The sequence below is a fragment of the Streptomyces sp. NPDC051315 genome (assembly GCF_044455165.1).
Classification (GTDB): Bacteria; Actinomycetota; Actinomycetes; order Streptomycetales; family Streptomycetaceae; genus Streptomyces.
This window is the reverse complement of sequence record NZ_JBITEN010000009.1, coordinates 209,567-223,390: the sequence shown is the minus strand read 5'-3', so window position 1 is coordinate 223,390 and position 13,824 is coordinate 209,567. Positions and strand designations below refer to the sequence as shown.

Sequence of the window (13,824 nt, the reverse complement as noted above, 5' to 3'; positions counted from 1 at the left end):
AGTCGGAACGCCTGCATGCCCCCCTGGTTCTGTTCAGTGGTACCAGGAAAACGGGTCGGAGACTGTACGGAGTCGACGTCTCGCTTTCCTTGGCGGGCTTCGTAAGGTCACTACATGACCGTTTTGGAAGAGACGACGGGTGAGCCGACCGCGGAGCCTGCCGAGCCCACCGACGCGCGCGGGCGCGTCGCCGAGCTGCACGAGATCCGTGCGCAGGCGCTGGCGGGCCCGAGTGAGAAGGCGACCCAGGCGCAGCACGCCAAGGGCAAGCTGACCGCCCGGGAGCGCATCGAGCTGCTCCTGGACCCGGGGTCCTTCCAGGAGGTCGAGCAGCTGCGCCGGCACCGGGCGACCGGGTTCGGCCTGGAGGCCAAGAAGCCGTACACCGACGGTGTCGTCACCGGCTGGGGCACGGTGGAGGGCCGTACGGTCTTCGTCTACGCCCACGACTTCCGCATCTTCGGCGGCGCGCTGGGCGAGGCCCACGCCACGAAGATCCACAAGATCATGGACATGGCCATCGCGGCGGGTGCCCCGCTGGTCTCCCTCAACGACGGCGCAGGCGCCCGGATCCAGGAGGGCGTCTCCGCCCTCGCCGGCTACGGCGGCATCTTCCAGCGCAACACCAGGGCCTCGGGCGTCATCCCCCAGATCTCCGTGATGCTCGGCCCGTGCGCGGGCGGCGCGGCCTACAGCCCCGCCCTGACCGACTTCGTCTTCATGGTCCGCGAGACCTCGCAGATGTTCATCACCGGCCCCGACGTGGTCAAGGCCGTCACCGGTGAGGAGATCACCCAGAACGGGCTGGGCGGCGCCGACGTGCACGCCGAGACCTCCGGCGTCTGTCACTTCGCGTACGACGACGAGGAGACCTGCATCGCCGAGGTCCGCTACCTGCTCTCCCTCCTCCCGCAGAACAACCGCGAGAACCCGCCGCGCGTCGAGTGCGCCGACCCGGCCGACCGCCGCGGCGACGTCCTGCTCGACCTGGTCCCGGCGGACGGCAACCGTCCGTACGACATGGCCAAGGTGATCGAGGAGCTCGTCGACGACGGCGAGTACCTGGAGGTCCACGAGCGCTGGGCGCGCAACATCATCTGCGCGCTGGCCCGCCTCGACGGCCAGGTCGTCGGCATCGTCGCCAACCAGCCGCAGACGCTCGCCGGTGTCCTGGACATCGAGGCCAGCGAGAAGGCCGCGCGCTTCGTGCAGATGTGCGACGCCTTCAACATCCCGATCATCACCCTTCTGGACGTCCCCGGCTTCCTGCCCGGCGTCGACCAGGAGCACGGTGGGATCATCCGCCACGGCGCGAAGCTCCTCTACGCCTACTGCAACGCGACCGTGCCCCGGATCTCCCTGATCCTGCGCAAGGCGTACGGAGGTGCCTACATCGTCATGGACAGCCAGTCCATCGGTGCGGACCTCACCTACGCCTGGCCGACGAACGAGATCGCCGTCATGGGCGCCGAAGGCGCCGCCAACGTCATCTTCCGCCGACAGATCGCCGAGGCCGAGGACCCCGAGGCCATGCGGGCCCGCATGGTCAAGGAGTACAAGTCCGAGCTGATGCACCCGTACTACGCGGCCGAGCGCGGCCTGGTCGACGACGTCATCGACCCGGCCGAGACCCGCGAGGTCCTCATCAGGTCCCTGGCGATGCTGCAGAGCAAGCACGCCGACCTGCCCTCGCGCAAGCACGGCAACCCCCCGCAGTAACCCAGCGGACTTTCCGCGTCACCCCCGCGGAAACCTCTCTCACGGAGACTGACACCCATGGACACAGCTGACATCCGCGTCGAGAAGGGCCACGCCGAGCCCGAGGAAGTCGCCGCCATCACGGCGATCCTCCTGGCCCGCGCCGCCGCCCGGTCCTCCGAGCCCACTGCGGCCCACCGCGGCCGTGCCAGGGCCGGCTGGCGCCGCCTGGAGCGCGAGTCCGGCTTCCGGGCGCCCCACAGCTGGCGCTGAGCGCCCACCCCGTACACCGAAGGCCCCGACGCCCACCAGGGCGGCCGGGGCCTTCCGGCTTCCGCCCGGCTTTTCAGCTTCCGCCCGCCCCTTCCGGCTTCCGCCGGCCGGGGCGGGCGGCCGCACGGCGGGCGTACGGCCCCCCGCGCGCCCCCGGCCGGCGTGCCGGGCGGCCCGTCCCCGCGCCCGCCCGGCGCGTGTCCGAGCGGGACCGAGACGCCGGCGGACCGGTCACCGTCACCGCTCCCGGCGGACGACGGCCCTCCCCGCCCCGCCGGGGCGCCTGCCCAGGCGATTTGCGGCCACCCACAGCCACAGCCGTCACGTCGTCCGCCTCGCCCGGCAGGACCTCTCGGGCACGTCCGCCCACGTCAAGGGGGCGCCCTCTCCGACCGGAGAGGGCGCCCCCTTGACGTGCCGTCGCGCGGCAGCGTTACCGCAGGCGTGCCATCAGCGCGTGCTCCACCAGGGTGATCAGCGCGCTCTTCGCGTCCGCGCGGTGGCGGGCGTCGGTGGTGATGATCGGGGTGTCCGGGCCGATCTGCAGGGCCTCACGGACCTCGTCCGGCGAGTACGGCTGGTTGCCGTCGAAGCCGTTCAGGGCGATCACGAAGGGGAGACCGGAGTTCTCGAAGTAGTCGACCGCGGGGAAGCAGTCGGCGAGTCGGCGGGTGTCCACCAGGACGATCGCGCCGATCGCGCCGCGCACCAGGTCGTCCCACATGAACCAGAAGCGGTCCTGGCCGGGCGTACCGAAGAGGTACAGGATCAGGTCCTGGTCCAGCGTGATGCGGCCGAAGTCCATGGCGACCGTGGTGGTCGTCTTGTCTCCGGTGTGGGTGAGGTCGTCGATGCCCGCCGAAGCGGAAGTCATCACGGCCTCTGTGCGCAGCGGGTTGATCTCCGAAACGGCCCCGACGAACGTGGTCTTGCCCACGCCGAAGCCACCCGCCACCACGATCTTCGCCGAGGTGGTGGAGCGGGAAGGACCGCCGCTAGAGCTTGCGAAGTCCACTGAGCACCCTTTCGAGCAGTGTCACGTCTGGCTGGCCGCCGGCGTTCTCGTCGCCGCCGGGCTGATGGATGGCGACCAGTCCCGCCTCCGCCAAGTCGGCGACGAGGATCCTGGCCACGCCGAGAGGGATTGTCAGGAGGGCCGAGATCTCGGCTACCGACTTGATCTCACGGCAGAGGTTGCAGATCCGCTGATGCTCGGGCAGCTGCCCCTGCATCTGGTGCGGAGCCGCGGTGGTGTGCACCAGCGCCTCGATGGCGAGCTGGTACCGCGGGCGGGTCCGGCCGCCGGTCATGGCGTACGGACGCACCAAGGGGTTGTTCGACGCCCCGGCGGGCGCCGGCTCGGGGGCGCGCCGCTGCGGCTGCACGGGCTGGATGCGCGGCGCCTGCGGCTGGTCGTACGGCGACGGCCCCGGGCCCTGCGGGCTCTGCGGCGCGTACGGCTGACGCTGGCTCGGAGCGGAGGGGAAGTTGTAACGGTTCGGGTTCTGGGTCCCGTCGCCGTGACCCTGGGCAGGGCCGTACGGCCAGTGACCCGAATGGGAACCGCCTGGGGGTGTTGCCACTTTCTCTCCTCCTCCGACTGTGCCTGGCATCCACCACGTGGAAGCCGCGTCCCGAAACCCTACGGCCTCGGGACGCCAATACGCACCGTCCCGCTGTTAGTTGAGAAGGCTCCCTTGGAGCTCCGCACGAAGGTCGGGCGTCAGGACCGTACCGGCTCGGTCCACCAGAAGGGCCATCTCGTACCCAATGAGGCCGATGTCCGCCTCGGGGTGGGCGAGAACCGCGAGCGAGGAACCGTCGGAGATGGACATGATGAAGAGGAATCCCCGCTCCATCTCCACAACCGTCTGGTTCACGCTGCCGCCCTCGAAGATCCGGGAGGCGCCTGCCGTCAGTGACGTCAGACCGGAGGCGACGGCCGCGAGCTGGTCGGCGCGGTCGCGGGGGAAGCCTTCGGACATCGCCAGAAGGAGTCCGTCGGCGGAGACCACCACCGTGTGGGACACCCCCGGGGTGTTGTCCACGAAGTTGGTGATCAACCAGTTCAGGTTCTGTGCCGCCTGGCTCATCGGGCTCACACTAACGCTCCTGGTCGTAGGTGCTGTCAGGACCGAAGCCCTGGCCGTTCGTTTCACTGCCTGCGTTGCGTCCGCGCTGGACACCCCGACGCAGGTTGCTCAGCCTGCCTCGGACGTCCTCCGGGGCGCGGGAGACCTGTGGGCCTCCCTGGGGGGTGCTTTCGGCGGCACCCTCGACCAGATTGGCCTTGGGCACCCGCCGCGGCAGGCCGGAGGAGGTGACCCCGCCCGCCTTCGGCTTCCGGAGCTGCGCGGCCTGCTGCCAGCGCGCGTCGTTCGCCGAACGCCAGTCGCTGTTGCCGTTGCTCTCCGAAGAGGGAGCCGGCGCTTCCTGGTTCACGGGCCGCGAGCCGTTCGATCCGCTCGCCGCGGTGGATCCGCGACGGGGAAGCCCGGCTTCGGTCATGTCGTGGACGCCGGAGTGGGCCGGTCCCGGCCGGTCGAAGCCTACGCGGTCCTGCTCACTCGCGTCAGCGGCCTGCGCGGATTCCGCTTCCGGAGCGTACTGGTCCGGGTAGCCGTTCTGGTAGCCGCTCTGCTGCGGCCAGTCGTCCTGGTAGGACTGCTCCTCGTACGAGGGGAAGCCCTCCGGCGCGGACGCCTGGGCAGGGGCGCGCTCCTCCTGGGCCGGCTCCGCATACGCCGGGTCGGGGTAGCCGCCGTTCGACGTGAAGCCGCCGTTCTGCGCGGTGCCGTTCGACGTGAAGCCGCCGTTCTGCGCGGTGCCGTTCGACGCGGGGTACGGGTCCTCGTAGGCCGGGCGCTGCGGCTCCTCGTAGGCCGGGCGCTGCGGCTCCTCGTACGGCGTCCGCTGGTCGTACGCCGAGGGCTGCTCGGCATACCCGTTCGCGCCGCCGTCGTAGCCGTTCTGCGCGCCCGCGTAGCCGTTCTGGGAGGCGTCGTACGCCGACTGCTGCCGGGTCTGGTCGAAGCTCTCGCCGTACCCGGACGTCTCGGGGGACTCGTGCTGCGGCTGGTCGGGGGACTGGCCCTCCAGGGCCGCCCGGCGCTCCTCGCGCATCAGGGAGCGGCCCACGGGGTCCAGGTCGCGGAGGTCGTCGGGGACCTCGGTGTAGCGGCTGTCGTCGAAGCCGAGTTCGGCCGCCGTGCGCATCGGCTGCTGGTTGAAGTCCTCACCCTGGAACCGCTGCTCCGGGATGATCTGCGAGACGGTGAACTCGTCCCCGGCGGAGGCCTGTTCGCCGCCACCGCCGTGCGTGATCGCGTCCGGCAGCATGACCAGCGAGGTGGTGCCGGCCTGCTCGCCCGAGGGGCGCAGCTGGACGCGGATGCCGTGCCGGTCGGAGAGGCGGCCGACCACGAAGAGGCCCATGCGCTGGGAGATCGCGGCGTCCACGGTCGGCGGGTTGGCCAGCTTGTGGTTGATGTCCGCGAAGTCCTCGGCCGTCAGACCGATGCCCTTGTCGTGGATCTCGATCATCACGCGGCCGTCGGGGAGACGGGTCGCGGTGACGCGGACCTTGGTCTGCGGCGAGGAGAACGTGGTGGCGTTCTCCAGGAGCTCGGCGAGCAGGTGCACGAGGTCGGTCACGGCACGGCCGTGGATCTCGGCCTCCGGGACGCCCGACAGCTCGATGCGCTCGTACTGCTCCACCTCGGAGGAGGCGGCGCGCAGCACGTCCACCAGCGGGACCGGCTGGTCCCAGCGGCGGCCGGGCTCCTCGCCGGCGAGAACGAGGAGGTTCTCGCCGTTGCGGCGCATACGGGTCGCGAGGTGGTCCAGGCGGAAGAGGTTCTCCAGCTGGTCCGGGTCGGCCTCGTTGTTCTCCAGGTCGGTGATGAGGGTCAGCTGGCCCTCGATCAGCGACTGGTTGCGACGCGACAGGTTCGTGAAGATCGCGTTGATGTTGCCCCGCAGCAGGGCCTGCTCGGCGGCGAGCCGGACGGCCTCGCGGTGGACCTGGTCGAAGGCGCGGGCGACCTCGCCGATCTCGTCGGTGGTGTTGATCGGGATCGGGGCGACCCGGGTGTCGACGCGGCCGGGGTCGGTGCGCGAGAGCTGGTCGACCAGCATCGGCAGCCGCTGCTCGGCGATGCCGAAGGCGGCGTTGCGCAGCTGGCGCATGGACTGGCTCATCTGGCGCGCCATGAGGGAGGCGATGATGAAGGCGGTGAGCAGGGCGATGACGACGATGCCACCGTTGATGACGGCGTCGCGCTGGGCGTCGGAGGCGATCTGCCCGGCGTCGGTCACCGCCCGGTCGATCAGTTCCTTCTCGATCTGGCTGTAGCCCTCGAACTTCAGGGTCGCGGCCGTCATCCACGTGGAGGCGGTGATGCCCTGCTGGGCGAGGTCGGCGGGCGCCTGGCCGCTGCCGATCGCCTGGATCATCTTCTCCATCGTGGGCGGCGCGACGTACTCCTCGTCCGCGGCCTCCGCCTTCTCCTTGGCGTCGGCGGCGAGCTTGGCGCCCTCCTCGGTCTTCTGCTTCATGACCTCGGTGAGCCGCGCGGCGTCGTCGGTGGTGCCACCGGAGATGTACTCCTGGATGGCCACGTTCTCGAGGTAGGCGTAGGACGTGAAGGCGGTGAGCTGCTGCCGGTAGACCGCCTCGTCGGGGCTGGGCCGCACCAGCAGGTGCATGCCGATCGCGCGCTGCAGGGACTCGGCGCCCTTGGCGAGGGCGATGGCGTACACCGTGCGGCCGTACGCCGTGATGTTGCCGGTGCCCAGGCCGAGTTCGTTGGAGAACTCCATCAGCAGGTGCTCGACCGCGACGTAGCCCTCTTCGGTCTTCACCGGGTCCATGGCCTTGGTGTAGGCGGCCGCGCGGATCTGGGTGAGGGTCGGCTCGGCCTCCTCCACCAGGTTCAGCCGGCGCTCCAGGCCCTCCTTGTCGGGCATCCCGACGACTTCCTTGTGGAAGGCGGCGGCCTTCTCGTCGGTGAAGGCGCGGGCGTCCTTGACGGCCTCGTCGTCCTTCTTGTTCTGCAGCAGGGGCTGGGCGGAGACGTCACGCTCGTTGAGGAGGGCCTCGGCGTACTCGCCGGCGGCGGCCACGATCTTCGCGACCTTCTCGGCGTCGCGGGCCTCCTGCCAGGTGTCGATCGAGCTCTTCACCTGGAAGCCGCCCATGACCAGGCCGACCAGCACGGGTATGAGCAGGATCGCGTTCAGTCGGGTGGGCACGCGCCAGTTGCGCGGGGAGAGTCGGCCGCCGCTCTTGGCGGGTACGGCCGGCGGCTCCGAACCGGGCACAGGGGCGGGCGCCGCTCCGCGCGGCGGCGGGGTGAAGTTGCCCCGCGCCGCCGGCTCGGGACTTTTCTTGCTTCGCCTCACTCGACCAACAACCTCTCGGCGGTCGGCACCTACGTCGTGCCGCTGTGTCTCAGAGCCCACTCAGCCGTCGACCATGAGTACGTCATTGACTATTGGGCAGTTCAGGCATTCCAGCACGACGACCTGCGCTCTTCAAAACAGTGAGAAGCGCCGATTCCTCGTGATGTAAGCCCCAGATAAATCGGTCATAAAGAGCGAGCCCCGTCAAAAGACGGGGCCTTCGTGCGCGCAGCGAGACCAAGTGACCGCGACGCGTGGTGGTACCACCCGATTCCTCTGCCGAAACGTTATGAACACCGGAGCCGGCCGTGTCAAAGGCCACAGCCGGCTCCGGTACGCCTACGACCAACGCCGTAGGGCACGGGGTGCTCGAAAGTTACCGCAGACGTGCCATCAGCGCGTGCTCAACCAGCGTGATCAGCGCACTCTTGGCATCCGCCCGGTGCCGGGCGTCGGTCGTGATGATCGGGGTGTCCGGTCCGATCTGCAGTGCCTCGCGCACCTCTTCCGGCTGGTACGGCTGCTGTCCGTCGAAGCCGTTGAGGGCGACGACGAACGGCAGACCGCTGTTCTCGAAGTAGTCCACGGCCGGAAAGCAGTCGGCCAGGCGGCGGGTGTCCACCAGCACCACCGCGCCGATCGCGCCGCGCACCAGGTCGTCCCACATGAACCAGAACCGGTCCTGGCCGGGCGTACCGAACAGGTACAGGATCAGGTCCTGGTCCAGCGTGATGCGGCCGAAGTCCATGGCCACCGTGGTGGTGGTCTTGTCCCCGGTGTGGGTGAGGTCGTCGATGCCCGCGCTCGCGGACGTCATCACGGCCTCCGTGCGCAGCGGGTTGATCTCGGAGACGGCGCCCACGAACGTGGTCTTGCCCACGCCGAAGCCCCCCGCCACCACGATCTTCGCGGAGGTGGTGGCCCGCCCCCCGTCAGAGCTTGCGAAGTCCACTGAGCACCCTTTCGAGCAGCGTCACGTCCGGTGCGCCGCCGTTGTTCTCGTCGCCGCCCGGCTGGTGGATGGCCACCAGGCCGGCCTCGGCGAGGTCCGCGACGAGGATCCGCGCCACGCCCAGCGGCATGGCCAGGAGAGCCGATACCTCCGCCACCGACTTCACCTCGCGGCACAGGTGGCAGATGCGCTGGTGCTCGGGAAGGAGCCCCATGAGCGCTGCCGGGTCGGCCGTCGTGCTGATCAGTGCCTCGATGGCGAGCTGGTAGCGCGGCCGGGTCCGGCCGCCGGTCATCGCGTACGGACGCACCAGCGGCTGGTCGCCCTCATCCCCGTACGGCTCCGCGTACGGATCATGAGAGGCGGTGGGCGGGGTCATGGATCCTCCGGGCGGGACAGCATGTCTCGGTCAGTCGTGCCGTCCGTCGTGGCCGGTGGGGGGATTGTGTCGGCCGGACGGTGATTTCGTGAGGTGAGTGGTACCGAAGACGGTCAGTGGAGCAGACTGCCTTGGAGCTCGGCGCGCAGGTCGGGTGTGAGCACCGCGCCCGCGCGGTCGACCAGCAGCGCCATCTCGTAGCCGACCAGGCCGATGTCGCACTCGGGGTGCGCGAGAACGGCCAGGGAAGAGCCGTCCGAGACGGACATGAGGAAGAGAAAACCTCGCTCCATCTCGACGACCGTCTGGGCCACGTGGCCGCCCTCGAAGATCCGTGAGGCGCCGGCCGTCAGCGAGGTGAGCCCCGACGCGACGGCTGCCAACTGGTCGGCACGGTCACGCGGGAAGCCCTCGGACATCGCGAGCAGAAGCCCGTCGGCGGACACGACGACGGTGTGGGACACCCCGGGGGTGTTGTCCACGAAGTTGGTGATCAACCAGTTCAGATTCTGGGCGGCCTGGCTCATCTGGCTCAACTAACGCTCCTGCTGGTGAGTGGGGCTCGGGAAACTGCCGGTCTGGCCGTTGCCGGCCTGGCGACCCTGCGCGATGCCCCGACGAAGATTGGTCAGCCGTCCGCGTACGTCGTCAGGCGCACGCGAGACCTGCGGACCGCTTTGGTGCTGTTGCTGCTGAGCCGTGCCCGGGACGAGGTTCGCCCGGGGCACCCGGCGCGGCAGGCCGGACGTGGTGACGCCGCCCGCGGCCGGCTGACGGACGCGCTCGGCCTGCCGGACGAGCTCGTCGTTGGGCGAGGTGCGCCAGGCACCGCCCGCAGGACGCTGGGGAGCCGGGGCCTGCGGCTGCTGTTGCTGCGGCGCCGGAGCGGAGCTCTCGCCGTTTCCGCCGCCCTGCCCGTGGAACCAGTTCGTCTCCAGGGTGTCGTACAGAGGAGTACGGCCGTCACCCGGACCCGGGGCCGGCGGCAGGGCCCATCCGTCGCCCGGTCCCAGGGCGTCGTCGGGCCGCTGCGGGCCCCTGGTGTCGGGCTGGGGGCGCGGCGGGACCGGCTGCTGCGGGAGGCCGTAACCGTTGCCGCCGTTGGCCTGGGGGCGCTCGAACTGCCCCGTGGACTGCGGGTCCTGGTGGCCGGGCAGGGAATGCTGCCCGGTGGAGGAACCGTCGTAGCCGGGGGTGGAGAACTGACCGGTGGAGCCGTTGTCGTACGCCTGCGGAGCGGCGAACCGGCCCGGACCCGCCGGGTTGTTCTGGCCGCCCGGGGCGCCGAAGACGTCGGGGCGGACGTAACCGTCCTGCTGGCCGTTGCCGCCGGATGCCGGGAACTGGCCCGTGTCCTGGTTGCCGCCCACCGCCGGGAACCGGCCGGTGCCCTGGGCGCCGTCGAGACCGGGGCGCGTGAAGTCACCGGGGCCCTGGTGCTCCTCGATCCGGGGTATCTCCGCGGTCGAGCCGGGACCCTGCCGGTCGTCGATGCGAGGCATGCGGGAGGTCTGGGCGGCGTCCGGCTCCTCGTGGCCGCGCGGGGCGTCCATCGCGGCGCGGCCCACCGGCGGCTGGGCGTTGTCGCCGGCCCAGCTCGCGCCGCGCTGCTGCGGGGTGCCGCCGGGCAGTTCGGGGCGCGGGCCGCCGCGCGGCGGCAGCTGCGGCTGGCGGCCGCGGCCGCGGCCGCGGCCGCCCTGCTCGGACCGGTTGTCGTTCGGGCGCTGCGGCGCCTGTCGTCCGCCGCCGAACATGTCCTGACCCTGGCCCGGCGCACCGGGACCGGCCGTCTGCAGACCCTGCGGCGCGCCCGGCGCCTGCCCGCCGAAGCCGGCGCCCGCGCCGGCCGGAGCCGGGCGGCCCTGCTGCGGTGAGCCCGGACCCTGCGGTCCGCCGGGACGGCCACCGCCGTCACGGCCGGGCAGTGCGGCCCGCGGACCCTGGCCCGCGCCGAGCCGGCCGCCTCCGCCGGGGCCGGAGCCCAGGGCACCGCCGGCCGCCGGCGCACCGGCGCCGAGGGCACCGCCCTGCTGGCCGCTCTGACGACGGGCCGCGGCGGCACCGGCGGCGGCCTGCGCGGCGGCGGGACCGCCGGACGCGCCGCCCTGGCCGGGCTTGGGCTGCGGCTTCTTGCCGCCCTGGGCGACATCGACGGGCAGCATGACCAGCGCGGTCGTGCCACCGGAGTCGGACGGGCGCAGCTGGATGCGGATGCCGTGCCGCTGCGACAGACGACCGACCACGAAGAGGCCCATGCGGCGGGAGACGGAGACGTCCACGGTGGGCGGCGAGGCGAGCCGCTCGTTGATGGCGGCCAGGTCCTCGGGGGAGAGGCCGATGCCGGTGTCGTGGATCTCGATCAGGACGCGGCCGTCGGGCAGCGCGTGACCGGTGACCTTGACCTTGGTCTGCGGCGAGGAGAACGAGGTGGCGTTCTCCAGCAGCTCGGCGAGCAGGTGCACGAGGTCGTTGACGACCCGGCCGGCCACTTCGGTGGTCGGCACGGAGGCCAGCTCGATGCGCTCGTACTGCTCCACCTCGGACGCGGCGGCGCGGAGCACGTCGACCAGCGGGACCGGACGGGTCCAGCGGCGGCCGGGCTCCTCACCCGCGAGGACGAGGAGGTTCTCACCGTTACGGCGCATACGGGTCGCGAGGTGGTCGAGCTTGAACAGCGAGGACAGCTGGTCGGGGTCGGCCTCGCGGGACTCCAGTTCGGAGATCAGCGACAGCTGGCGCTGGATCAGACCCTGGGAGCGGCGCGAGAGGTTGGTGAACATCGCGTTGACGTTGCCCCGCAGCAGGGCCTGCTCGGCGGCGAGGCGGACCGCCTCGCGGTGCACGTCGTCGAAGGCCGCGGCCACCTGGCCGATCTCGTCCCGGGAGTGCACACCGACCGACTCCACGGACGTGTCGACGTCCTGCGGGTCGGACTCGGACAGCTGCTTGACCAGCTCGGGCAGCCGGTCCTGGGCGACCTTGGTGGCGGTCTCCTGCAGCCGGCGCAGCGAGCGGATCATGGACCGGGCGACGACGAACGCGCCGACCAGCGAGACACCGAGCACGAGCAGGATGAGCGCACCGGAGATGATCGCCTCGCGCTCCGACTCGGCGCGCAACTCACGGGCCTTCTGCTCCATGTCCTCGAGCAGCGTGGTCTCGATGTTGGTCATCTGCCGGATCTTGGTCGTACTGGCATCGAACCAGTCCTGGTACGACCGCTTGTCCAGCGAGGTGAGGCCGGTCGCCGAGCTCAGCGCACGGGTGGCGTAGGTGTCGGCGTCCTCGATGGTCGGGCTGCCCTGCTCGATGGGCTGCAGCAGCTCCTCGGCGCCCTCGTCGCCGTAGATGCTGCGGAAGCTGGCGAGCTCGGAGTCCTGGTTCTCCAGCGCGGCCTCGGCGTACTGCCGGTCGTTCTCGTAGAGCTTGCCGTAGGTGTCGTCGTTGACCGGCAGCGCGGCCGCGAGGGTCGCGCGCTGGACGGAGGCGTACTCCTTGGCGGCGGAGAAGGCGGCCAGCGCGCGGGTGCGCTGGATCATCTCCGGGTTGCTCGTGGCCTGCGCCATGTCCTGCGACAGGTCGAGCAGGTGGGTGATGAGGCGGTGGTAGGCCTCCACCGTCTGGGTGGAGTTGTCCTTCTCCGCGTAGGCCGTCTTGCGGATCTTGGCGAGGTTGCCGAGGTCGCTGAGGAGGCCGACGAGGCTGTCGCGGACGCCCTGGAGGTTGCCGTCCGTGCTGGAGGCGTCGATCTCCTCGGAGGCGTCGCTGAACGCGGACAGCGTCCGGTCGGTCTTCTCGCGGGCGCCCTTGACCGTGAAGTCCGTCGCCTTCGCGCCGTGCGCCAGCGGACCGGCGGACTTGTCGCGCTCGTCCTGGAGCGCGGCGGCCAGCTCGGTGGCCTGCTTGGTCATGTCCGTCAGCAGCTTCATGTTGTCGAGCTGCTGGATGTCGTCCATCGACTGGTTGATGCGCAGCGTGCCCAGGGTGGTGGCCGCGACCACGGGGAGCGTCAGCAGCGCGACCAGACGCGTGGAGATGCGCCAGTTGCGCAGGGCCACACGCGAGCCGGGGCCGGGGGGACCGGCCGGGGGCTTGACCGCCGGGGTGGAGGGCGGGGCGCTCGCCGAGGCGGACGTGCCGGGGCGCCCGGGGCGCTCACCGCCGTCGCCGGACGGGGTCGAACCCGGGTTCTGGGCGTGCTGGGGCGAGGAACCACGGTCGGTCCCGCCGTGCGGCTCCGGCTCGGCCGAAGCACTGCCATCCCTCTTGAAACGTCCCTGCACTAGCGTCGCAACCTCTGGACCAGGCGTCCTTCCGGGTGAACGGAAGGACGGTGTCGGCGTCTTGAGGGGCGTCCTGAATACGCCCTTCGAGTCGTGAGTGACCGGCGCTGGTTCCCCCTATCTCGCCGCCACTCGGCGCTGCTGTGCGCCCCCTGCGCGCCGGCTCGATCCTGCGGCGGTCCGTGGAATTCCAGCACAGTGCAGGATCTCCAACAAGGTGTGTTGGCCGGGCTGTGACATCCGTGACACCGCGTGAGGGGTGGATTACCGGTCGTACAAAGTGATCTAGAGCAAAGCGGACATACCGGGGTGAAGCCCTAGGGGGTGTCGGGTGTCCCAGTCGCCATGATCAGGAGCGGAATGAGGGCTTCAGGTGGCCAATGTCCGTTTCATGGCGGTCGGATCAGGGCCTGAATTGACCGGTTTGGGCGTGGATTCGTGAGCAAACTCACATGCCGATCATGAGACCTTCACGCGTTCACCGGGAATCGCGTGTTTAGCCTGACGCTTTACAGGAATGGCAAATCCGACAAGCCGCGCCTGAGCGGCGGGCCGTCCCGGCTCGCCCGGCGCCCGGACAGGACAGGGCTCAGTACAACAGTGAAGACGACGATGACGATGTTCCACAAGATCGCCAACCCGCGACGCACGACGCTGGCCCACCTCAAGGGCGCCGACGAAGTGCAGCTCCCGGAACAGCAGGAGCACTCCGTCGACCTGCCGGCCCAGACCGCCAACCCCAAGCGCACCATCCTCACCGAGATCCCCGTGGCGGCCTCCGCCGCCGCCTCCTCCGCGGAGTAGTACGGGTACCGGCCGCCGCATGCTCAAGGCGG

11 protein-coding genes are annotated in these 13,824 nt (G+C 70.7%); 3 read left to right on the top strand and 8 right to left on the bottom strand.

The annotated features are described in order from the left end of the window. Positions 1-114: 114 nt before the first annotated feature. A complete protein-coding gene (locus tag ACIBBD_RS19365) occupies positions 115-1,719 on the top strand; it encodes an acyl-CoA carboxylase subunit beta (protein WP_399420647.1) in 1,605 nt (534 codons plus the stop codon). Positions 1,720-1,776: 57 nt separating this feature from the next. Then, a complete protein-coding gene (locus ACIBBD_RS19360) occupies positions 1,777-1,971 on the top strand; it encodes an acyl-CoA carboxylase subunit epsilon (protein ID WP_399420646.1) in 195 nt (64 codons plus the stop codon). Between the two features lie 433 nt (positions 1,972-2,404). On the opposite strand, the gene ACIBBD_RS19355 is transcribed toward ACIBBD_RS19360, so the two are convergent. From ACIBBD_RS19355 to ACIBBD_RS19320, 8 genes are all read right to left on the bottom strand, one after another. Further along, a complete protein-coding gene (locus ACIBBD_RS19355; protein WP_029183992.1) occupies positions 2,405-2,986 on the bottom strand; it encodes an ATP/GTP-binding protein in 582 nt (193 codons plus the stop codon). Next, the gene (locus ACIBBD_RS19350) at positions 2,967-3,554 is read right to left on the bottom strand and encodes a DUF742 domain-containing protein (protein ID WP_399420645.1); all 588 of its coding nucleotides are present in this window, start codon (positions 3,552-3,554) and stop codon (positions 2,967-2,969) included. The genes ACIBBD_RS19355 and ACIBBD_RS19350 overlap by 20 nt, the downstream gene beginning before the upstream one ends. A 96-nt stretch (positions 3,555-3,650) precedes the next feature. Next, entirely contained in the window at positions 3,651-4,064 is a 414-nt protein-coding gene (locus tag ACIBBD_RS19345) for a roadblock/LC7 domain-containing protein (protein WP_004983065.1), read from the bottom strand. A 10-nt stretch (positions 4,065-4,074) separates the two neighbouring features. Beyond that, positions 4,075-7,374, bottom strand: a complete 3,300-nt coding sequence (locus ACIBBD_RS19340) for a nitrate- and nitrite sensing domain-containing protein (protein WP_399420644.1) — start codon at positions 7,372-7,374, stop codon at positions 4,075-4,077. Positions 7,375-7,750: 376 nt separating this feature from the next. Beyond that, positions 7,751-8,326 carry an ATP/GTP-binding protein gene (locus ACIBBD_RS19335; protein ID WP_132855910.1) on the bottom strand — a complete coding sequence of 192 codons (576 nt, stop codon included), beginning with the start codon at positions 8,324-8,326 and terminating at the stop codon, positions 7,751-7,753. Then, a complete protein-coding gene (locus ACIBBD_RS19330) occupies positions 8,307-8,705 on the bottom strand; it encodes a DUF742 domain-containing protein (protein ID WP_019058642.1) in 399 nt (132 codons plus the stop codon). Before ACIBBD_RS19330 ends, ACIBBD_RS19335 begins: the two co-directional genes overlap by 20 nt. 113 nt (positions 8,706-8,818) lie before the next feature. Continuing rightward, positions 8,819-9,232: a roadblock/LC7 domain-containing protein gene (locus ACIBBD_RS19325; RefSeq protein WP_189937672.1), complete on the bottom strand. Its 414-nt coding sequence runs from the start codon at positions 9,230-9,232 to the stop codon at positions 8,819-8,821. 9 nt (positions 9,233-9,241) lie between these two features. Further along, complete coding sequence (locus tag ACIBBD_RS19320) at positions 9,242-12,988, bottom strand: nitrate- and nitrite sensing domain-containing protein (RefSeq protein WP_399420643.1); 3,747 nt, start codon at positions 12,986-12,988, stop codon at positions 9,242-9,244. A gap of 618 nt (positions 12,989-13,606) precedes the next feature. Here ACIBBD_RS19320 and ACIBBD_RS19315 point away from each other — a divergent pair. Then, positions 13,607-13,792 carry a hypothetical protein gene (locus ACIBBD_RS19315; protein ID WP_399420753.1) on the top strand — a complete coding sequence of 62 codons (186 nt, stop codon included), beginning with the start codon at positions 13,607-13,609 and terminating at the stop codon, positions 13,790-13,792. Positions 13,793-13,824: the final 32 nt, after the last annotated feature.

What these genes read in the sequence shown, in the direction of transcription:
- ACIBBD_RS19345 (WP_004983065.1), bottom strand. Translation starts at nt 4,064, where the DNA reads ATGAGCCAGGCGGCACAGAACCTGAACTGGTTGATCACCAACTTCGTG.
- ACIBBD_RS19330 (WP_019058642.1), bottom strand. Translation starts at nt 8,705, where the DNA reads ATGACCCCGCCCACCGCCTCTCATGATCCGTACGCGGAGCCGTACGGG.
- ACIBBD_RS19325 (WP_189937672.1), bottom strand. Translation starts at nt 9,232, where the DNA reads ATGAGCCAGGCCGCCCAGAATCTGAACTGGTTGATCACCAACTTCGTG.
- ACIBBD_RS19365 (WP_399420647.1), top strand. Translation starts at nt 115, where the DNA reads ATGACCGTTTTGGAAGAGACGACGGGTGAGCCGACCGCGGAGCCTGCC.
- ACIBBD_RS19315 (WP_399420753.1), top strand. Translation starts at nt 13,607, where the DNA reads ATGTTCCACAAGATCGCCAACCCGCGACGCACGACGCTGGCCCACCTC.
- ACIBBD_RS19360 (WP_399420646.1), top strand. Translation starts at nt 1,777, where the DNA reads ATGGACACAGCTGACATCCGCGTCGAGAAGGGCCACGCCGAGCCCGAG.